The organism is Pseudomonas sp. R3-41, from assembly GCF_054161485.1.
In genome coordinates this window covers 4,523,490-4,542,525 of sequence record NZ_CP096421.1, presented here as the reverse complement: position 1 = coordinate 4,542,525, position 19,036 = coordinate 4,523,490, and the positions used below count along the sequence as shown (strand labels likewise).

16 protein-coding genes are annotated in these 19,036 nt (G+C 61.7%); 9 read left to right on the top strand and 7 right to left on the bottom strand.

The features are described from left to right. Nucleotides 1-110 precede the first annotated feature (110 nt). Nucleotides 111-2,474, top strand: a complete 2,364-nt coding sequence (locus tag M1D99_RS19395) for a DNA polymerase II (protein WP_458130634.1) — start codon at nucleotides 111-113, stop codon at nucleotides 2,472-2,474. Between the two features lie 149 nt (nucleotides 2,475-2,623). Here the strand turns inward: M1D99_RS19395 and M1D99_RS19390 are convergent, their stop codons facing one another. Together M1D99_RS19390 and M1D99_RS19385 are read right to left on the bottom strand one after the other, a co-directional pair. Then, nucleotides 2,624-3,445: an aldo/keto reductase gene (locus M1D99_RS19390; RefSeq protein WP_186708516.1), complete on the bottom strand. Its 822-nt coding sequence runs from the start codon at nucleotides 3,443-3,445 to the stop codon at nucleotides 2,624-2,626. A 161-nt stretch (nucleotides 3,446-3,606) separates the two neighbouring features. Next, the gene (locus M1D99_RS19385; protein WP_186708518.1) at nucleotides 3,607-4,755 is read right to left on the bottom strand and encodes an aldose epimerase family protein; all 1,149 of its coding nucleotides are present in this window, start codon (nucleotides 4,753-4,755) and stop codon (nucleotides 3,607-3,609) included. A gap of 341 nt (nucleotides 4,756-5,096) precedes the next feature. Between M1D99_RS19385 and M1D99_RS19380 the strand changes: the two genes are divergently transcribed. The 4 genes from M1D99_RS19380 to M1D99_RS19365 all read left to right on the top strand — a co-directional run bounded on the left by M1D99_RS19380 (nucleotide 5,097) and on the right by M1D99_RS19365 (nucleotide 8,806). Beyond that, complete coding sequence (locus M1D99_RS19380; RefSeq protein ID WP_250964640.1) at nucleotides 5,097-5,801, top strand: hypothetical protein; 705 nt, start codon at nucleotides 5,097-5,099, stop codon at nucleotides 5,799-5,801. Between the two features lie 106 nt (nucleotides 5,802-5,907). Next, nucleotides 5,908-6,693 carry a sulfite exporter TauE/SafE family protein gene (locus tag M1D99_RS19375; protein ID WP_186708523.1) on the top strand — a complete coding sequence of 262 codons (786 nt, stop codon included), beginning with the start codon at nucleotides 5,908-5,910 and terminating at the stop codon, nucleotides 6,691-6,693. A 69-nt stretch (nucleotides 6,694-6,762) separates the two neighbouring features. Further along, a complete protein-coding gene (locus M1D99_RS19370) occupies nucleotides 6,763-8,121 on the top strand; it encodes an erythromycin esterase family protein (protein ID WP_458130633.1) in 1,359 nt (452 codons plus the stop codon). A 136-nt stretch (nucleotides 8,122-8,257) separates the two neighbouring features. Continuing rightward, nucleotides 8,258-8,806: a DUF4174 domain-containing protein gene (locus tag M1D99_RS19365; RefSeq protein ID WP_186730082.1), complete on the top strand. Its 549-nt coding sequence runs from the start codon at nucleotides 8,258-8,260 to the stop codon at nucleotides 8,804-8,806. A gap of 177 nt (nucleotides 8,807-8,983) precedes the next feature. On the opposite strand, the gene ampC is transcribed toward M1D99_RS19365, so the two are convergent. Then, nucleotides 8,984-10,132, bottom strand: coding sequence for a class C beta-lactamase (gene ampC, locus M1D99_RS19360; protein ID WP_458130632.1), 1,149 nt, complete (start codon nucleotides 10,130-10,132; stop codon nucleotides 8,984-8,986). Nucleotides 10,133-10,355: 223 nt separating this feature from the next. On the opposite strand from ampC, the gene M1D99_RS19355 reads away from it, so the two are divergent. After that, nucleotides 10,356-11,234: a Dyp-type peroxidase gene (locus M1D99_RS19355; protein ID WP_458130631.1), complete on the top strand. Its 879-nt coding sequence runs from the start codon at nucleotides 10,356-10,358 to the stop codon at nucleotides 11,232-11,234. A 77-nt stretch (nucleotides 11,235-11,311) separates the two neighbouring features. Then, the gene (locus M1D99_RS19350; RefSeq protein ID WP_458130630.1) at nucleotides 11,312-12,058 is read left to right on the top strand and encodes an SDR family oxidoreductase; all 747 of its coding nucleotides are present in this window, start codon (nucleotides 11,312-11,314) and stop codon (nucleotides 12,056-12,058) included. A gap of 149 nt (nucleotides 12,059-12,207) precedes the next feature. Here M1D99_RS19350 and mapR read toward each other — a convergent pair whose 3' ends face one another. The 3 genes from mapR to M1D99_RS19335 form a co-directional block, all read right to left on the bottom strand. Next, nucleotides 12,208-13,617 (bottom strand): GntR family transcriptional regulator MpaR, encoded by a 1,410-nt coding sequence (gene mapR / locus M1D99_RS19345; RefSeq protein ID WP_250965328.1) that lies wholly within the window; start codon nucleotides 13,615-13,617, stop codon nucleotides 12,208-12,210. Between the two features lie 198 nt (nucleotides 13,618-13,815). After that, the gene (gene ccoG, locus M1D99_RS19340) at nucleotides 13,816-15,228 is read right to left on the bottom strand and encodes a cytochrome c oxidase accessory protein CcoG (RefSeq protein WP_434571118.1); all 1,413 of its coding nucleotides are present in this window, start codon (nucleotides 15,226-15,228) and stop codon (nucleotides 13,816-13,818) included. A 375-nt stretch (nucleotides 15,229-15,603) separates the two neighbouring features. Then, nucleotides 15,604-15,840, bottom strand: coding sequence for a DUF3203 family protein (locus M1D99_RS19335; RefSeq protein WP_411385090.1), 237 nt, complete (start codon nucleotides 15,838-15,840; stop codon nucleotides 15,604-15,606). 135 nt (nucleotides 15,841-15,975) lie between these two features. Here M1D99_RS19335 and M1D99_RS19330 point away from each other — a divergent pair, with 135 nt between their 5' ends. Beyond that, entirely contained in the window at nucleotides 15,976-16,476 is a 501-nt protein-coding gene (locus tag M1D99_RS19330; protein ID WP_186708554.1) for an MgtC/SapB family protein, read from the top strand. 159 nt (nucleotides 16,477-16,635) lie between these two features. Here M1D99_RS19330 and M1D99_RS19325 read toward each other — a convergent pair whose 3' ends face one another. Beyond that, on the bottom strand, nucleotides 16,636-16,800 hold the full coding sequence (locus M1D99_RS19325; RefSeq protein ID WP_458130629.1) for a hypothetical protein: 165 nt from the start codon (nucleotides 16,798-16,800) through the stop codon (nucleotides 16,636-16,638). Between the two features lie 212 nt (nucleotides 16,801-17,012). Between M1D99_RS19325 and M1D99_RS19320 the strand changes: the two genes are divergently transcribed. Continuing rightward, complete coding sequence (locus M1D99_RS19320; RefSeq protein WP_458130628.1) at nucleotides 17,013-19,010, top strand: alpha-1,4-glucan--maltose-1-phosphate maltosyltransferase; 1,998 nt, start codon at nucleotides 17,013-17,015, stop codon at nucleotides 19,008-19,010. The last annotated feature ends 26 nt before the right edge of the window (nucleotides 19,011-19,036 follow it).

Here is a 19,036-nt window from a genome sequence, read left to right as displayed (position 1 = left end):
AAAAAGCAGGTGGGTGCCAGTTAAGCAGGTGGGTGGTGTGTCAGTTGGTCAGGTGAAGTCCCCCCGCCACAGGTAGAATCGTCGCCTACGCAAAATTCGAGGTTGCAGCGGTGGATCTACAGCAGGGCTTCGTCCTGACCCGGCATTGGCGCGACACCCCGGCCGGCACCGAAGTCGAGTTCTGGCTGGCGACCGACGCCGGTCCCCGGCGCGTGCGCCTGCCGATGCAAACGTCGGTGGCCTTTGTGCCGCAGGTCCAGCGCGGCCAGCTCGAAGCCTTGCTGCAAGGGGAGAAGGATATCGAACTGCGCCCCCTGGACCTGCTGGATTTCGAGCATCGCCCGGTGCTGGGCCTGTATTGCCAGCAACATGCCCAGCTGATGCGCCTGGACACCACCTTGCGCCGCGCCGGTGTGGAGGTGTTCGAAGCGGACGTCAGGCCGCCGGAGCGCTACCTGATGGAGCGTTTCATCACCGCCCCGGTCTGGTTCGGCGGTACCCCGGCCGCGGATGGCCTGCTGGTCGATGCCCAGATGAAACCGGCGCCCGATTACCGTCCACCGTTGCGCCTGGTGTCCCTGGACATCGAAACCACCGCCCAGGGCGAGTTGTATTCCATTGCGCTGGAAGGCTGCGGCGAGCGCCAGGTCTACATGCTCGGGCCACCTAACGGCGACGATACCGGCGTGGACTTCCAGCTGGAATATTGCGAATCGCGCACGCTGCTGCTGAAAAAACTCAACGATTGGTTCGCCCGTTTCGACCCCGACGCGATCATCGGCTGGAACCTGGTGCAGTTCGACCTGCGGGTGTTGCATGAACATGCCCGGCGGCTGGCGGTGCCGTTGCGCCTGGGGCGCGGTGGCGAAGAAATGCAATGGCGCGAGCACGGCGCGCGCAACAACCACTTCTTCGCCTCGGCGGCCGGTCGGCTGATCATCGACGGCATCGAGTCCTTGCGCTCGGCCACTTGGAGTTTTCCGTCGTTCAGCCTGGAAAATGTTGCCCAGACGCTGCTGGGGGAGGGCAAGTCCATCGACAACCCGTACCAGCGCATGGACGAGATCAATCGCATGTTCGCCGAGGACAAGCCGGCCCTGGCCCGCTACAACCTCAAGGACTGCGAGCTGGTGACGCGGATCTTCGCCAAGACCGAACTGCTCAAGTTCCTCTTGGAGCGGGCCAGCGTCACCGGCCTGCCAGCGGACCGCAGCGGTGGTTCGGTGGCAGCCTTCACGCACCTGTACATGCCGCTGATGCACCGCCAGGGTTTCGTTGCCCCCAATCTTGGCCAGCGCCCGCCCGAGGCCAGCCCGGGCGGGTTTGTCATGGACTCTCAACCGGGGCTCTACGAGTCGGTGCTGGTGCTGGACTACAAAAGCCTGTATCCGTCGATCATCCGCACCTTCCTGATCGACCCGGTGGGCTTGATCGAAGGGCTGCGCCACCCTGATGACCAAGAGTCGGTGCCCGGTTTTCGCGGGGCGCGCTTCTCCCGTACTCGGCACTGCCTGCCGGCCATCGTCGCGCGGGTCGCCGAAGGCCGGGAAACCGCCAAGCGCGAACACAATGCGCCGCTGTCCCAGGCGTTGAAAATCATCATGAACGCATTCTATGGCGTGCTCGGCTCCAGTGGCTGTCGCTTCTTCGACACGCGCCTGGCTTCGTCCATCACCCTGCGTGGCCACCAGATCATGCAGCACACCCGCCAGTTGATCGAAGCCCAGGGGCATTCGGTGATCTACGGCGATACCGATTCCACTTTCGTCTGGCTGCGCCGTGCCCACGGTCAGGAGGAGGCGGCCAAGATTGGTCGCGAGCTGGTGGCGCACGTCAACCAATGGTGGCGTGAACAGGTGCGTGCCGAGTTCGGGCTGGAAAGCGCGCTGGAGCTGCAGTTCGAAACGCATTTCAAGCGCTTCCTGATGCCGACCATCCGAGGTGCCGAGGAGGGCAGCAAGAAACGCTACGCCGGACTGGTGACTCGCGCCGACGGCAGCGATGAAATCGTCTACAAGGGTTTGGAAACCGTGCGGACCGATTGGTCGCCGCTGGCCCGGCAGTTCCAGCAGGAGCTGTACGGGCGGATCTTCCACCGCAAGCCCTACCAGGACTATGTGCGCGATTATGTGCAGCAGACCCTGTCCGGTGCCTTCGATGAGCGGCTGGTCTACCGCAAGCGCCTGCGTCGACCGCTGGACGACTATGAACGCAACGTCCCGCCCCATGTACGGGCCGCGCGGCTGGCCGATGAGTTCAACCAGCGCCAGGGCCGTCCGCGGCAATACCAGAATGGCGGCTGGATCAGCTATGTCATCACTGTCGCCGGTCCCGAACCGCTGGAAACCCGCAGCGCGCCAATCGATTACGACCACTACGTGACCAAACAGCTGCAGCCGGTGGCGGACGCGATCCTGCCGTTTGTGGACGATGACTTTTCAACGTTGGTGGGGGGGCAGATGGGGTTGTTCTAACGGCTGTCGTTTGCGAGGCGCCGGACTGCTTTTGTGGCGAGGGAGCTTGCTCCCGCTCGATTGCGCAGCGATCGCAAGGATAGTGGGGCCGCTACGCGACCCAGCGGGAGCAAGCTCCCTCGCCACAAAAAGCGTTTGATTTGCGAGGACTACACCATCGCCAACCGCTGCTTGCCCTGGGGCTGGGGAAAGATCAGGTCGAGGGCGGCCAGGTCCTGGGGCTCGAGCCTGAGGTTGGCCGCTTCGGCATTCAGGCGCACATGCTCAGGCTTCACCGCCTTGGGAATGGCAATCACGTTGTCCTGGCGCAGTAACCAGGCCAGTGCTATCTGGGCCGATGTTGCGCGATGGCGCTCGGCAATTTGCCCCAGGGTGTGATCCTTGAGCAAGTGCCCGCCCTGGCCGACAGGGCAGTAAGCCATGATCGGCATGCGTCGGTGCTGGCACCAAGGCAGTAGGTCGAATTCGATGCCGCGTTCCTGCAGGTTGTACAGCACTTGATTGGTGGCGCAGGCCGGAGAAGCCAGCTCCTCAAGGTCATCGACGTCAAGGTTCGACACCCCCCAACGGCCGATCTTGCCTTCTTCGCGCAGACGCTCGAACGCTTCGACGGTTTCTTCCAAGGGGTACTGGCCGCGCCAGTGCAACAGGTAAAGATCAATGTAATCGGTATCGAGCCGGCGCAAGCTGCGTTCGCAGGCCAGGGGAATGCCTTTGCGGCTGGCGTTGTGGGGATAGACCTTGCTCACCAGGAACACCTGGTCGCGCAAGCCGGTGATCGCTTCGCCGACGACGGTCTCGGCACCGCCTTCGGCATACATCTCTGCAGTGTCGATCAGGGTCATGCCCAGTTCGATCCCTAACCGCAGGGCGGCCACTTCTTTTTTGTGATGGGACGGTTCTTCACCCATGCGCCAGGTGCCCTGGCCAATGACCGGTACGGACACACCCGCCAATTCCAGCGTCCTCATGACTCTCTCCTGTTGTGCTGATCCATCATCCAATGGACAGCAGGATAGTAGGAGCTGGCGAAGCCTGCGATCTTTTGATTTTTCGCTCCAGACTCAATTGTCTGGGGAGAGATCGCAGCCTCGCTTCGCTCGACAGCTCCTACCGGTGTTGCGCAGCTTTTCTATTTCGTGGAGAACTTCAATACCATCGTCTGGGTGTAGGTCTGGCCCGGATCAAGCCGCGTCGAAGGGAAGTCCGGCTGATTGGGCGAGTCGGGGTAATGCTGGGTTTCCAGGGTGAACGCGCCCCAATGCGGATACACCTTGCCTTGCTTGCCCTTGACGGTGCCGTCGAGGAAGTTGCTGGTGTAGAACTGCACGCCAGGCTCGCTGGTGTAGAGCTGCAGGAGTCGTCCGGACTGCGGGTCATGCACCTCGGCAGCCAGTTTGTCCACATCGCCCTTGGCATCCAGCACCCAGTTGAAATCGAAGCCGCCCTGTTTCGGTTCGGCGAACTTGAGTTGTGGGTGATCAGCCTTGATGTGCGTGCCGATGGCGGTGGGCTTGGTGAAATCCATCGGTGTGCCGGCCACGGGGGCTAGCTCGCCGGTAGGGATGAGTTTGCCGGTGACCGGGGTGTAACGGGCCGCGTGCAGGGTCGCGACTTGTTTGAGAATGTCACCGTTGCCTGCACCCGCCAGGTTGAAATAGCTGTGGTTGGTCAGGTTCAACACGGTCGGCTTGTCGGTGGTGGCCTTGTAGTCGATGCGCAGCTCGTTCTTGTCGTTGAGGCTGTAGGTGACATCCGTCTTCAGGTTGCCGGGAAAGCCCATTTCGCCGTCCGCCGACAGGTACGTCAGGGTCACGCCCACCGAATCCTTGTCATTGCTCGGTTCGGCTTTCCAAACACGTTTGTCGAACCCTTGTGGCCCACCGTGCAAGGAATTGTCCTTGTCGTTCTGCGGCACCTGGTAACGCTTGCCATCCAGCTCGAACGCCCCACCGGCCAGGCGATTGCCAAAGCGGCCAATGGTCGCGCCGAAATACACGCTGCCGTTCTTCTGGTAGCCCTGCACATCGTCGAAGCCGAGCACGACATCAGCGGTCATGCCGTTTTTGTCCGGCACGATCAGCGACTGGAGGATCCCGCCATAGGTGATGACGGTCGCCTCGATGCCGTGGCTGTTGCGCAGGACAAATTTCTCAACCGCGGTGCCGTCGTCGGTCTTGCCGAAGGCAACGCGTTCATTGGTCAGGCCGGCGGCCTGGGAGGAGGTGGCAATCATCAGAGAGACTCCGAGGGCCGTGAGCAGATGTCTGGATTCAAGCATGGTGTGACCTTCCTTCCTGTTGTTTTGTTGTTGTTTTAACGCGGTCGAGTCCGTTACTTGGTCGGACAGCGATGAAGGTTTTTCTGTTCAGTAGTCTTTCTATTTACGGCTAGGAAATGGATTTATAGCTATAAATCGGGATTTATCAATTAAAAAGTAAGACTAATTGAGCGAGGCGAGGCTTGCCCAAGCGAGCGCTTTCACCTCGGGCGTCGCACTTTTGCGGTTTTTACAGCTCTATCCTTGGCCTGGAAGCGGCGACCCCCATCGCTTCCCCATGCCTAGATTGAGACTCGATGGCCGGTGTTTTTTCTTCTGTGACGAGGTTGCGCCAAGCCTGCATGGCCGGATTGGTTGGCGTGTCGATGCTGTTCAGCGGCGGCTGCAGCCATCAGCAGGGGCAGGACATGGTCACGCAGTTCAGCGAAGCCAGGCCCCAGGAGTTCTTGCAGACCAGCGTCGACCGCATGGCGACATTGTCGATGCACGACAACTTGCAAAGCCTTTACCTGCTGATGAGCAAGCTGTACCTGCGCAACCCCGAGGAACTGCGCAAGTCCGGCTTTCTCGACGCCCGCACCGCGGAAAAACAGGTGCGCATGGCCATCGAGCAGCAACAACCCTTGCCGACGTTGGGGGGCAAGAAGGACTTGGCCGCCCTGAGCTATGCCATGAGCCCGGAATTTCTCGGTGATCGGGTCGGGGCGTTCATCTACGCCATCGGCAGCATGCTGGTCACCGCTCATGGCAATCGCCTCGAGTTCTACATGACCGATACCATCGACCCGCGTTTTGTCAGCAACGCGGCGCGCAACATCGAAAAAGCCACTTGGCTGCTCAGTCAGCGGCAGAACAAGGACGGCACGCCGTTGCTGTTTTCCAATGAGATTTCGGAGGAGGGCAGCAACCTTAGTTTCGCCGTGGAGTTCGGCAAAATCGTCGCCCGATTGGACCTGCTGACCCAGATGCTTGATGAGCGTTACCGGCGCATCGGCTTGAACTACGCCCAGAGCCTGCTGTTCCTCAACTTCCTGCCGGTCCAGTGAGCTGAGAAAAAGGAATAAAGATAGATCACATCGATATAGGGGGTTATAAGAAAAATCGCTATGCTCGCGGCCAGATTTTTCACGCGGTCGTGTCGAGACGGGTTCAATGGATTTCGGTAATGTCGGTTTAGTCGTTGCGGGCCTGGTGGTCGGCTTCATCGTTGGAATGACCGGCGTTGGCGGTGGTTCACTGATGACCCCGATCCTGTTGTGGTTTGGTATCAACCCCGCGACAGCGGTGGGCACCGACCTGCTGTACGCGGCCATTACCAAATCTGGCGGTGTCCTGGTTCACGCAAAAAACCGCAATATCGATTGGGCAATCACCGGCTGGTTGACCCTGGGCAGCGTGCCGGCGGTCGGCTTGACGCTGTGGTTTCTCAGCAGCCTGCACAGCTCGCCCGACGCTATGAACGCGGTGATCAAACAAGCCTTGGGCTTTGTGTTGTTCGCCACCGCCCTGGCGATCCTGTTCAAGAAGCGCCTGCTGCAATTCGCCCATGATCGTGCTGGCGGTCATTACAACCCCTCCGGTTCACGACTCAATGTGCTGACGGTCATCACCGGCCTGGTGCTGGGCACGATGGTTGCCTTGACCTCCATCGGTGCTGGCGCCCTGGGCACTGTGGCGCTGTTCATACTTTATCCGTTCCTGGTCACCAAGCGCCTGGTGGGCACCGAGATTGCCCATGCCGTGCCGCTGACCCTGGTGGCAGGCCTGGGCCATGCGAGCATGGGCAACATGGATTGGCATATCCTGGGTTTCCTGCTGATCGGTTCGTTGCCGGGGATCTACCTGGGCAGCCATTTGTCGGGACGCATCTCCGATGAGGTCCTACGGCCTTGCCTGGCGGTGATGCTGGCGATGATCGGCTTCAAACTCGCGTTCTGATTTGATCGGAGTCATGGGTCCATAGCCACAGTCATACCTGTAAACCAGGTACTGATGAGGCCAAGACCCATGAACAGCCCAGCCAGAGATCTGCTGCAACGACTACGCCGGCGTGGCGCCGAGCCTCGCACCGACATTGCCGATATCCTGCGTCACCACGCCGAGCCACTGCCTGCCGAGGACAGCCCGGCCTTTGGTGAGATGTTCGATCGCTTCGCTGATGCCAAGGTCGTGTTGATTGGCGAGGCCAGCCACGGCACCCATGAGTTCTATCGGGCCCGTGCCGCCATTACCCGACACCTGATAGAGCATCACGGTTTCAATATCGTTGCCGTCGAAGCGGACTGGCCCGATGCCGGGCAAATCGACCGCTGTGTACGCGACTTGGGGCCGTCGGCGTGGAAGCAGCAGGCATTCGCCCGATTCCCAACCTGGATGTGGCGCAACTGCGAAGTCCAAGGCTTCGTCCGTTGGTTGCGCGATTACAATCTGGAGCAGCCCATGGGGCAAAGGGTGGAATTTCGCGGCCTGGACGTCTATAGCCTGCGTCACTCCATCGATGAGGTGCTGAACTATCTGGATACCAGCCATCCGGACATGGCCCGTGATGCCCGTCATCGTTATGGCTGCCTCACGCCGTGGCACGATGACCCGGCGCTGTATGGTCATTTCACCGAGCGCGGCAACCTGGCAACGTGTGAAGACGCCGTGGTCGAGCAGCTCAACAGCTTGTTGGCCAAACGCCTGGATCCGATGATCAGTGATGATGAGGCCTTCTTCAGCGCCACCCAGAACGCCCGGGTCGTGCGCGCCGCCGAACAGTACTACCGAGCCATGTACCGCGGGGGCAAGTCATCGTGGAACCTGCGGGACCGGCACATGTTCGACACCCTGCAAACCTTGTTGGAGCATCGGGGCACTGATGCGAAGGCGTTGGTCTGGGCGCATAACTCCCACATCGGCAATGCTGCCGCGACACGCATGGGCTGGGAAGGGGAGTTCAATATTGGCCAGCTCTGCCGCATGGCTTATGGCCGCAGCGCGGTGTTGCTGGGCATGGGCACCGACCGTGGCAGTGTCGCGGCGGCGGACGACTGGGATGCGCCGATGAAGATCAAACAGGTGCGGCCAGCGTTGCCCGGCAGTTGGGAGCACCAATTCCTCCAGGCCGGTGTTCATGCCTCGTTGACGCAATGGCGCACCCATCCTGACGAGGCGCTCCTGGACGCGCTGTCCGAACCACTGCTCGAACGCGCGATTGGTGTGATCTACCGCCCTGAAACCGAGCGTCAGAGCCATTATTTCGAAGCGGTGCTGGCCGAGCAGTTCGACGCCTGGCTCTGGTTCGAACAGAGCGAAGCCGTTACGCCATTGCCGACGCCGCAGGTCCTGGAACACGAGGAGGATACGTTCCCGTTTGGCCTCTGAACGCTGTGCAGGGCGGTTGCGCAATGAACGTGCTCGCCTAAGCTTCAAGGCAGGCAGGCGCAGTATCGGGCGACGCTCGCGGAACAATCGCCGCCCTGTGCAATCAGTACAGCGTAACTATCAAAAGGAGAGGCGCATGCTCATTCGGTCGTTGACCTTCGCTACCTTGCTGGCCATCGCCGGCCCTCTGTTCGCTGCCGATGGTGACTCCCCTCTGGTGGCGGAAGTCGGCAAGTCGCGTTCCCTGATCGTCATTGCCCCCAGCACGGTCGACCCGGCCTGGGTCAGCCTGAAAAAGGCCTTGGATGAACCAGCGGGCAAGCAGGGTTTTTCCGAGCGCAACATGGTGCTCTACACCGTGCTCAATACCATCGGCCAGCGCGATGGCAAGGATCTGGACCCGCAAAGCACCATGGCGCTGATTCGCTCCCTCAAGCTGGGCGCCGGTGCCCAGACCAAGATCATCCTGGTGGGCAAGGACGGGGAAAAGAAACTCGAGCATTCCGGCGCGATTGAATTGAAGGACCTCTTCGACACCGTCGATAAACTCCCCGCCGCGGAAAAAGAAGCAACGCCACCAGCGCCCCCTCCCACGCCCGAGCCTGCACCGGCCAAGGATGCGAAAGGCACCAAGCCTGGCAAGGCCGCCAAGCCGGCGGCCGCGCCGAAGCCTTTGGAAGATTGACTCCCGCTAGCGCCGAGGCCGCTTTTGTGGCGAGGGAGCTTGCTCCCGCTGGGCTGCGCAGCAGCCCTCTGCTTTTTTTCAATGGATTGTCGAATGACTGGTTTGGGGCCGCTGCGCGACCCAGCGGGAGCAAGCTCCCTCGCCACAGAGAAACTCATCACCCCGAGGCGTCATGAGTTATTGGCGTTCCAACGCCATCAGGATCCGATGCGCCGCCTTCACCCGTTCCTCGATCGGGTAGTTCTTGTTGGCAAGCATGACGATCCCCATGTCCTTGCCAGGCACGAACGCCGCGTACGCGCCAAAACCGTTGGTGGAGCCGGTCTTGTTGATCCAGGCGCCGTCTGGCGCTGGGAGGGGCGGGGCCAGGGGTTCGACTTTTTGAGGCGTCAGGGCCATCTGCGGTGTGTTGCCGGCGAGCAGGTCATCCAAGCTGAACGGCGCGGGGTAGAACTCCCAGCCCAGTCCCTGGTTCATCCCGCCAACGCTGTAGAAACCGGTATGGGTCGTGGCGATGGCCTGCTTTAAATCCGCGTCCAGTTTGTCAGGTCGCAGGTTGGCCTCGATGAAACGAAGCAGGTCCGACGAGCTGGTTTTCACCCCGTAAGCCTCGGCGTCGAGGGCGCCAGGGCCGACCCGCACGGGCTTGCCGTCCTTTGCATAGCCTTGGGCGTATCGGTCCATCTGATCCTGCGGTACCCGGACATAGCTGTGCTTGAGGCCTAACCCTGGCATCAGCGTGCGCTCCATCACTTCGTCAAAAGGTTGCTCCAGGCTGCGGGCCGCCAGATAACCGAACAGGCCGATGCTCGGGTTTGAATAAAGTCGCTGGGTGCCAGCCGGGTAGAGCGGCTTCCAGGTCTTGTAATAACTGAACATCCGGTCCGGATGATCCGCCTCGTCGGGAAACTGCAAGGGCAGGCCACCGGCGGTGTAGGTGACGAGATCGAGCAGGCGGCTGCCCTCCAAGGCGCTGCCGCGCAGCTCGGGTGCAAAGCGACTGGCCGGATCCGTCAGGGACAGTTTGCCCCGGGCCTGGGCATAGGCACCGAGGGTGGCGGTGAAGGTCTTGCTGACCGAGCCGATTTCGAAAAGGGTCTGGTCGGTGACCGGCTTTTTCGTGTCCTTGGCGGCCACGCCGTAGTTGAAATAATGCCGTTGGCCGTTGTAGGTGATCGCCACGGCCATGCCGACGATGTCCTGTTGTTTCATCAGCGGCTGGATGACGGCATTGACCGTGTCTTCAATGAGCTCCTGGGCAAAGCCTGTGGACGTCCCGCAGGCCAGGAGAAGCGTCCCGGCGAGTATCGATCTGGCAATGTGCATGGTGCAGCGCTCTCGTTGGTCTTCCTGAAGGAGGGCAATCTAGGGCGTTTTGGGCTGTCCGGCAATCCGAGGCTATCGGGCCGCGGCATGTTTCTGAGCAATCTGACGGGGCCGCGGGAACCTTCCCACAAACGGCCCGGTTGCCCCCGTGACCGGAACTCAAGCCAAACCACACAAAGCGGCGGCTGCCGGGTAAACTTGCGCTCTTTCTAAAGGAGTTCACATGAGTTACTACCAGCCTGGCATTCTCGCCACCCCTGTTCCGCCTCAGGCCCGTCATTTGTTTTTTGCCCTGGAATCGGTCGAGGCACTGCCGGCTGCGCTAGACAAACTCCTGTTGCTGCTCGATGGCCGGGCCGTGGTTGGCTTCGGCGAGTCGCTGGTCCAGGCGCTGGGCGCCGAGGTCGATGGCCTGCGGGCTTTTCCTGCGTTGGCTGGCGTCGGCGTGGACAACCCCTCGACCCAGCATGCCCTGTGGTGCTGGTTGCACGGTGAAGACCGCGGCGAGCTGATGCACCGCAGTCGCGCCATCGAAGCGGCGCTGGCCCCGGCACTGCGCCTGGTGCAGATGAACGAAACCTTCCGCCACATGACCGGCCACGACTTGACCGGCTATGAAGACGGCACCGAAAACCCCCACGACGAAGCGGCCGTCGCCGCCGCCCTGGCCCCGGGTGCCGATGGGCTGCGCGGAGGCAGTTTCGCCGCGATCCAGCAGTGGCAGCACGATCTGGACGGTTTCGCGGCGATGCAGCCCCATGAGCGCGACAACATCATGGGCCGGCGCCTGAGCGACAACGAAGAACTCGACGACGCGCCGGAGTCGGCTCACGTCAAGCGCACCGCCCAGGAGAGCTTCGCCCCGGAGGCCTTCGTGGTCCGGCGTTCCATGCCTTGGATCGAAGGCGACCGTGCAGGGCTGATGTTCCTGGCGTTCGGTTTCTCCCTTGACGCCTTCGAGGCGCAATTGCGGCGCATGAGTGGCCTGGAAGATGGCATTACCGACGGTCTGTATCGCATGAGCCGCCCGATCACCGGCGGCTATTACTGGTGCCCGCCGCTGTTGGAAGGACGCCTGGATCTGCGCGCCCTGGCCCGGTAGACGCAGCGGTATGTGCAAAGCGTGACGCGAACGCTATTCTTGGGCCGCACGTCTATCCGTGGAAGGGAGAAGCAAGCGTGGATAAAGTCATCGTCATCACCGGTGGCGGCCGCGGAATCGGGGCGGCCACGGCGCTGTTGGCTGCCGAAGCGGGCTATCGGATCTGCATCAATTACCAGTCTGATGAAAGTGCCGCGCAAGAGGTGCTCGAACAGGTTCGGGCCAAGGGCGCACAGGCAATTGCCGTGCGGGCCGACGTGAGCCTCGAAGATGAAGTCATCGGCCTGTTCAATCGGGTCGATGCCGAACTGGGACGTGTCACCGCCCTGGTGAATAACGCCGGTACGGTTGCCCATAAGTCCCGACTCGATGAAATGTCCGAATTCCGCATCCTCAAGATACTGAAGACCAACGTGCTGGGGCCGATCCTGTGCGCCAAGCACGCGGTGCTGCGCATGTCGCCCAAACATGGCGGGCAGGGCGGCAGCATCGTCAACGTCTCGTCGGTGGCCGCCCGCCTGGGCTCGCCGGGAGAATACGTCGACTACGCGGCCTCCAAGGGCGCGCTGGACACCTTCACCGTCGGCCTGTCCAAGGAAGTGGCCGGTGAAGGCATTCGCGTCAATGCGGTGCGTCCCGGCTATATCTATACCGATTTCCACGCCCTGAGCGGCGACCCGGATCGGGTCAGCAAGCTGGAGTCGGCGATTCCCATGGCCCGTGGCGGGCGTCCGGATGAAGTGGCCGAGGCGATTATCTGGCTGCTGTCGGACAAGGCTTCGTATGCGACCGGGACGTTTGTGGATTTGGGGGGCGGGCGCTGACCTCGGGGTTTTTCGTTGTCTGCACTGGCCTCTTCGCGAGCAAGCCCGCTCCCACATTGTTCCCCCGCGGTCACATATTTCATGTACGCAGTAGATCCACTGTGGGAGCGGGCTTGCTCGCGAAGGCAACTTTCAGAGCGACATCGTATTCAAAACGATCGAATAATCCGCCCCAACGTCTCCATGGCCTTTTCCGAGGCTTCAGTCCACGGGCTGCCATAGTTCAAGCGGATGCAATTCCTGAAGCGCCGGGTCGGTGAAAAGATCGGGCCCGGGGCGATGCTGATGCCTTGGGCCAGGGCCATCTGGAACAGTTTCAGCGAATCCATCTGCTCGGGCAGCTCCAGCCACAGGAAGTAGCCGCCCGCGGGCTGGCTGACCCGGGTCTGGGCCGGGAAATAGCGGGCGATGGCGGCAAGCATCGCGTTTTGCTGTTCTTCCAGGGCGTAGCGCAGCTTGCGCAGGTGACGGTCGTAGCCACCGTGTTGCAGGTAGTCGGCAATGGCGGCCTGGGCCGGCATCGAGGCGCACAGCGAGGTCATGAGCTTGAGCCGTTCGATCTTCTGCGCGTAGCGCCCGGCGGCGACCCAGCCGATGCGATAACCCGGGGCCAGGCTCTTGGCGAACGAACCGCAATGCATCACCCATCCTTCAGTGTCGAACGCCTTGGCGGGCTTGGGCGCCTGCTGGCCGTAATAAAGTTCGGCGTAGACGTCGTCCTCGATCAGCGGCACCTGATGGCGACGCAGCAACGCCACCAGCGCCTGTTTCCGTTCCTCGGGCATGGTCGCGCCCATGGGGTTCTGAAAACTGGTCATGCACCAGCAGGCCTTGATCGGGTGACGCTCCAGCGTCTGCTCCAGCACGTCCAGGTCGATGCCGTCGCGTGGGTGGACCGGAATCTCCACCGCCTTGAGCTTGAGCCGTTCCAGTACCTGCAGGCTGGCATAAAATGCCGGCGCCTCGATCGCCACCAGGTCGCCGGGCTCGGTCACGGCTTGGAGGCACAGGTTCAAGGCTTCCAGGGCACCGTTGGTGACCAGCAGTTCTTCCATGGGCAGCATCAGCCCGCCAACCATGTAGCGCAGGGCGATCTGGCGACGCAGTTGCGGATTGCCCGGTGACATGTCCGTGACCACCACCCGCGGGTCCATGTCCCGTGTTGCACTGGACAGCGAGCGGGACAGCCGTTGCAACGGGAACAGCGTCGGGCTGGGGAATGCCGAGCCGAACGGTACGGTGTTCGGGTCCTTGATCGAATCCAGGACTGAAAACACCAGCTCGCTGACGTCGACTTCGGTGGACTCGTGCACTTGGCTGCTGATCGCCGGCTCGGAAAACGGGCTCGGTGCATGGGTGTTGACGAAGTAGCCGGAGCGCGGCCGGGCCCGGATCATGCCGCGTCGCTCCAACAGGTAATAGGCCTGGAACACCGTGGACGGGCTGACGCCGTAGGTCTGGCTGGCGTAGCGCACCGACGGCACGCGCTGGCCCGGCCCCAGCATGCCCGAGCGGATCAGTTCAGCGATGTCGTCGGCGAATTTTTCGTAGCGTTTCATGGTGGGGCCCAGTCTCGAATGACGCGTGGTTTGCGCTTTTTAAACTGTGGGAGCGAGCGTGTGGGAGCAAAGCTTGCTCGCGATACAGGCGACACAAATCAACAGTAAGGTCGTGTCATCGTTCTTCGCGAGCAAGCTTTGCTCCCACAGGCTTGCCCTCACAGGCTCGCTCCCACAGGTGCCCGGCATCTTACGGCTTCACCGATTCATCGGTGCGACAAAACGGCTCTTGGCCACGCTGTTGTTGTCCGGCTCGTCACTGTCGGCGACCTTGAAGGTCATTTCCAGGGAACCTTTGCCGGGCCGTTCGCTGAGCATCGCCACCGACACCGGCACATCGACGATTTCCCCCGGGGCCAGGCTCAACCGGGTCTTGCCCTGCAGGACGAAGCCGTCGCCGTCCACCAGGGACAGCTGATAGTCCTGGCGCTGCTGGGTCTTGTTGATGATTTTCAGGCTGTAGATATTCTCGATCTGGCCGGCGCTGTTTTCGCGAAACAGGCCGCGGTCCTTGCTGACGTCCAGTGACACCATGGGCCGTTGCACCAGCGCCACGGCCAGCGCGCCGATCATCACCAGGAGCACGGCGGTATAGCCGATCAGTCGCGGGCGCAGCAGGTGAGTCTTGCCCCCCTGCAATTGATGTTCGGAGGTGTATTTGATCAGGCCACGGGCGTAACCCATCTTGTCCATGATCGAGTCGCAGGCATCGATGCAGGCGGCGCAGCCAATGCATTCCATCTGCAAGCCGTCACGGATGTCGATGCCGGTGGGGCAGACCTGCACGCACATCTGGCAGTCGATGCAATCGCCCAGGCCAATATTGGCCGGATTCACCTCGCGTTTGCGCGGGCCGCGGATTTCGCCGCGGGCCGTGTCGTAGGAAATGGTCAAGGTGTCCTTGTCGAACATCACGCTCTGAAAACGTGCATAAGGGCACATGTGCATGCACACCGCCTCACGCAGCCAGCCGGCGTTGAGGTAGGTGGCGGCGGTAAAGAACAGCACCCAGAACAAGCTCACGCCCGCCATTTGCAGGGTCAGCAGTTCCTCGGCCAAGGGGCGGATCGGCGTGAAGTAGCCCACGAACGTCAGGCCGGTGAGCAGGCTGATGGCCAACCACAAGGTGTGCTTGGCGCTGCGGCGCAACAGTTTGTTCAGGCCCCACGGCGCCGCTTGCAGCTTGATCCGCTGGTTGCGTTCGCCTTCGGTGATTTTCTCGCACCACATGAACAGCCAGGTCCAGGAACTCTGTGGGCAGGTGTAGCCGCACCACACGCGACCGGCAAACACGGTGATCGCGAACAGGCCGAAGGCAGCGATGATCAACAGCGCCGACAGCAGGATGAAATCCTGGGGCCAGAAGGTCGCGCCGAAGATATGGAATTTGCTTTCGGAAAGGTCCCAGAGCACCGCCTGGCGGCCGCCCCAGTTCAACCACACCGTGCCGAAGAACAGCAGGAACAGAACCCCCGCACCGCTGATGCGCAAGGTGCGGAACAAGCCGGTGAAGCTGCGGGTGTGGATCAGGGCGTCGGTGGTCCTGGCCTTGATCTTGGTTGGCGCAGGTTCGAACGTCTGTATCAACTGGACGGGGATTCTATCGCTCATGGTCGGTCGCTCATCAGCCTCTATCTGGCCGGTGCACTATGACCATGGAACTGTTTGCATAACAGACTCAGGTGTTTCGATAAAAACCGGATCAGATGCCGCGAAGCCCAGGCGCTGCGACACTTTGATGCACCCATGGATGGACAAACAACGCCTTTTAGGCTGACGCACCGACGGTTGGGCGTTAAACACTTTGTGGCGAGGGAGCTTGCTCCCGCTGGGTTGCGAAGCAACCCCAAGAGTTGCAACGCGGTCGTCCTGATACACCGGTCGCGATGTGTTGGGGCTGCTTCGCAGCCCAGCGGGAGCAAGCTCCCTCGCCACAAGGGCTACATTGCTCTGACCACTGGGATTTTATTGCTCTGGTAGATGGGCTCAGATCGCCGAGCCGCTGTCCGTGGCCTTGAGGTGCTTGCGCTCATCGACCGCACCGGCCACGGTCAGGGCATCGGCTTCAGCCTCGGTGATGTAGACCCGGTCGCCATTGAGTTCCACGACCGACATGGCTTTGTCCGGGTCGGTGATGATGGTCAGCTCGCTGGCGGGGCGCTGTTCGGTGCCGTTGGGGGTTTCGAAATGGCAGGTCTGGTTGTCATCGATACGGACAGTCATGGCGTTGCTCCTTCTGGGATCATGAATGTTAGGTCCCTCGGCCAAGCCAGGGTTCGTCGCGGCTGATCAGCGGTCGGCTGCACCTCTGGCTTCGCTTGCGGTCCATCGTTTATCCAACGCAAAAGAGGACTGTCAATGAACGCCTGGTGGCATGAAGTCTGGATAACCCTGCAGGCGGAATTCGCCGACATCACCGATGCCCAGCAGATGACCCGGGTCACGGTGCGGCTGGTCATGGCCGCGCTGCTGGGCGGCATCCTGGGTTTCGAGCGCGAACACAAGGGCAAGGCGGCCGGTGTGCGTACCCACATGCTCGTGGCCCTGGGGGCGGCGCTGTTCGTCCTGGTGCCACAGATGTCCGGGTCCCAGGCCGATGCCATGAGCCGGGTGATACAGGGTGTGGTCGCCGGCATCGGTTTTCTCGGCGCCGGTACCATCCTGAAAAACAACGACGGCGACGAAAGTCACGTCAAGGGCCTGACCACGGCGGCCGGCCTCTGGATGACAGCCGCCATCGGCGTTGCGGCTGGGCTGGGGCGGGAAGCCACGGCAGTCCTCAGCACAGTGCTGGCCCTGGCGATCTTCAGTGTGATGCCGATGATCGTCCGGGCGCTGGAGAAGGACGACAAGCTGTGACACGAGAACCAGCCTGAACACACACAACCCTGTGGGAGCGGGCTTGCTCGCGAAGGCGGCGTGACAAGCAATATCTTCATCACTGACACACCGCTTTCGCGAGCAAGCCCGCTCCCACAGGTTTTTTCGTCATCCTGTTCCTTTATCACTACGCTTGAATCAAACCCGCTCCGGCGGCTTCTCGCTGGGCGGGTCACCCTTGGGCGGCTGCGGGTCCAGCGGCGGGTCTTTCTCGGGAATCGGCTCGGGATCAGGGCTGGGCGGGGGCAAGTTGGGGTCGTCGATGTTCGGATCGGGTGTTTCGGCCGGGATGGGAATACTCATCGGGACGGGTCTCCGTAACGCACATGGCTTGAGTCGTGCTTATGGTTGTTGACCACCCAGCGCCGGGTTTGATCCCGGATGCATCCCGGGGGCAAATCCCGCTGAACTTTTAGCCGTCGTTCCGGTTCGGAGTTTAAGTGAGTTTTTTCAGGGACCCGTTGGGCCTTTACCGCCACAAGCGCGTCCATGGGGCGTAAAAGGAGCGATGCTCGATGACTGCCGAACACCCGTCTGACCTGGCCTACAACCCGCATTTGCCGTTGTCTCAGGCCTTGTTGTTGCCGCGTATCGCGATTGAAAACACCATGCCGGTGATCGACGGCGGGCAATTCTCCGCGAAGGCCGTGGCCGGGCAGGACGTGACGGTGACCAGCAAAGTGTTCGCCGACGGTCACGATAAGCTGGCGGTGCGCATCCGCTGGCGCTCGCTCCAGGATGACGTATGGAACAGCGAGGTCATGAGCGACCTGGGCAATAACGGCTGGCGCGGCCAGTTCACCGTGCCGGAGCAAGGCCGCTATGTGTTCTGCATTGAGGCCTGGATCGACCAGTTCGCCAGTTTTCGCTACGAGCTGGAGAAGAAGTTCGCTGCCGGGGTGCCCATCAGCCTGGAGTTGCAGGAAGGGCGCAATCAAGTGCACATGGCTGCCGAGCGCAGCAGCGGTGAACTGAGCGAGCAACTGGCGGCCTTGCACCACGAACTCTCCGGCCTGTTGCCGAACGAACAGGTGGCGCTGTTCCTGGCCCCACGCAGTGCCGACCTGATGTCCCTGGCCGATCATCGACCCTACTTGAGCATCAGCCCCGAATACTCGTTGGATGTGGAGCGAAAACTGGCCGAGTTTGCCAGCTGGTATGAACTGTTTCCCCGTTCGATCACCGACGATCCCCAGCGCCACGGCACCTTCAATGACGTGCATTCGCGCTTGGCGGTGATCCAGGACATGGGCTTCGATGTGCTGTACTTCCCGCCAATCCACCCCATCGGCCGCAGTTTCCGCAAAGGCCCGAACAACTCCCTCACCGCCGGCCCCGACGACCCGGGCAGTCCCTATGCCATCGGCAGCGAGGAGGGCGGGCACGAGGCCATTCATCCGCAATTGGGCAGTCGCGAGGACTTCCGGCGCCTGGTGGCGGCGGCGTCTGAGCACGGCCTGGAGATTGCCCTCGACTTCGCCATCCAGTGTTCCCAGGACCATCCCTGGCTCAAGCAGCACCCCGGCTGGTTCAGCTGGCGGCCGGACGGCACGATCAAATATGCGGAAAACCCGCCGAAGAAATACCAGGACATCGTCAACGTCGATTTCTATGCGGCCGATGCGATTCCCAGCCTGTGGGAAGAACTGCGGGACATCGTGGTGGGCTGGGTCGAGGAAGGCGTGAAGATCTTCCGGGTCGACAACCCGCACACCAAGCCTCTGCCGTTCTGGCAATGGCTGATCGCCGATGTCCGGGCCCAATACCCTGAGGTGATCTTCCTGGCTGAAGCGTTCACCACGCCGGCGATGATGGCGCGGCTGGGCAAGGTCGGGTATTCCCAGAGCTACACCTATTTCACCTGGCGCAATACCAAGGCCGAACTGGCGACCTACTTCAGCGAGCTCAACGAGTCGCCGTTGCGCGAGTGCTACCGGCCGAATTTCTTCGTGAATACACCCGACATCAACCCGGCCTTCCTCCATGAGTCGGGGCGCCCGGGCTTCTTGATCCGCGCGGCGCTGGCGACCATGGGCTCAGGCCTGTGGGGCATGTATTCGGGCTTCGAACTGTGCGAGTCGGCCCCGGTACCGGGCAAAGAGGAATACCTCGACTCGGAGAAGTACGAGATCCGTCCCCGGGACTTCACCGCGCCGGGCAACATCATTGCCGAGATCGCCCAGCTCAACCGCATCCGCCGGCAGAACCCGGCGCTGCATACCCATCTGGGCCTGAAGATCTACAACGCCTGGAACGACAACATTCTCTATTTCGGCAAGCGCACGGCCGATGGCAGCAATTTCATCCTGGTGGCGGTGAGCCTCGACCCGCACAACCCACAGGAAGCCAATTTCGAACTGCCGCTGTGGGAAATGGGCCTGCCCGACGATGCCCAGACCCAGGGCGAGGACCTGATGAACGGACATCGCTGGACCTGGTACGGCAAGTACCAGTTCATGCGGATCGACCCGGCGTACCAGCCGTTCGGGATTTGGCGGATCAGCGTGGCGTGATGCCGCGCGATGTCGAGTGAGGGCTG

What these genes read in the sequence shown, in the direction of transcription:
- M1D99_RS19380 (WP_250964640.1), top strand. Translation starts at nt 5,097, where the DNA reads ATGGCCGGATTGGTTGGCGTGTCGATGCTGTTCAGCGGCGGCTGCAGC.
- M1D99_RS19365 (WP_186730082.1), top strand. Translation starts at nt 8,258, where the DNA reads ATGCTCATTCGGTCGTTGACCTTCGCTACCTTGCTGGCCATCGCCGGC.
- M1D99_RS19385 (WP_186708518.1), bottom strand. Translation starts at nt 4,755, where the DNA reads ATGCTTGAATCCAGACATCTGCTCACGGCCCTCGGAGTCTCTCTGATG.
- M1D99_RS19370 (WP_458130633.1), top strand. Translation starts at nt 6,763, where the DNA reads ATGAACAGCCCAGCCAGAGATCTGCTGCAACGACTACGCCGGCGTGGC.
- M1D99_RS19320 (WP_458130628.1), top strand. Translation starts at nt 17,013, where the DNA reads ATGACTGCCGAACACCCGTCTGACCTGGCCTACAACCCGCATTTGCCG.
- mapR (WP_250965328.1), bottom strand. Translation starts at nt 13,617, where the DNA reads ATGAAACGCTACGAAAAATTCGCCGACGACATCGCTGAACTGATCCGC.
- ccoG (WP_434571118.1), bottom strand. Translation starts at nt 15,228, where the DNA reads ATGAGCGATAGAATCCCCGTCCAGTTGATACAGACGTTCGAACCTGCG.
- M1D99_RS19330 (WP_186708554.1), top strand. Translation starts at nt 15,976, where the DNA reads ATGAACGCCTGGTGGCATGAAGTCTGGATAACCCTGCAGGCGGAATTC.
- M1D99_RS19355 (WP_458130631.1), top strand. Translation starts at nt 10,356, where the DNA reads ATGAGTTACTACCAGCCTGGCATTCTCGCCACCCCTGTTCCGCCTCAG.
- ampC (WP_458130632.1), bottom strand. Translation starts at nt 10,132, where the DNA reads ATGCACATTGCCAGATCGATACTCGCCGGGACGCTTCTCCTGGCCTGC.
- M1D99_RS19335 (WP_411385090.1), bottom strand. Translation starts at nt 15,840, where the DNA reads ATGACTGTCCGTATCGATGACAACCAGACCTGCCATTTCGAAACCCCC.
- M1D99_RS19325 (WP_458130629.1), bottom strand. Translation starts at nt 16,800, where the DNA reads ATGAGTATTCCCATCCCGGCCGAAACACCCGATCCGAACATCGACGAC.
- M1D99_RS19375 (WP_186708523.1), top strand. Translation starts at nt 5,908, where the DNA reads ATGGATTTCGGTAATGTCGGTTTAGTCGTTGCGGGCCTGGTGGTCGGC.
- M1D99_RS19390 (WP_186708516.1), bottom strand. Translation starts at nt 3,445, where the DNA reads ATGAGGACGCTGGAATTGGCGGGTGTGTCCGTACCGGTCATTGGCCAG.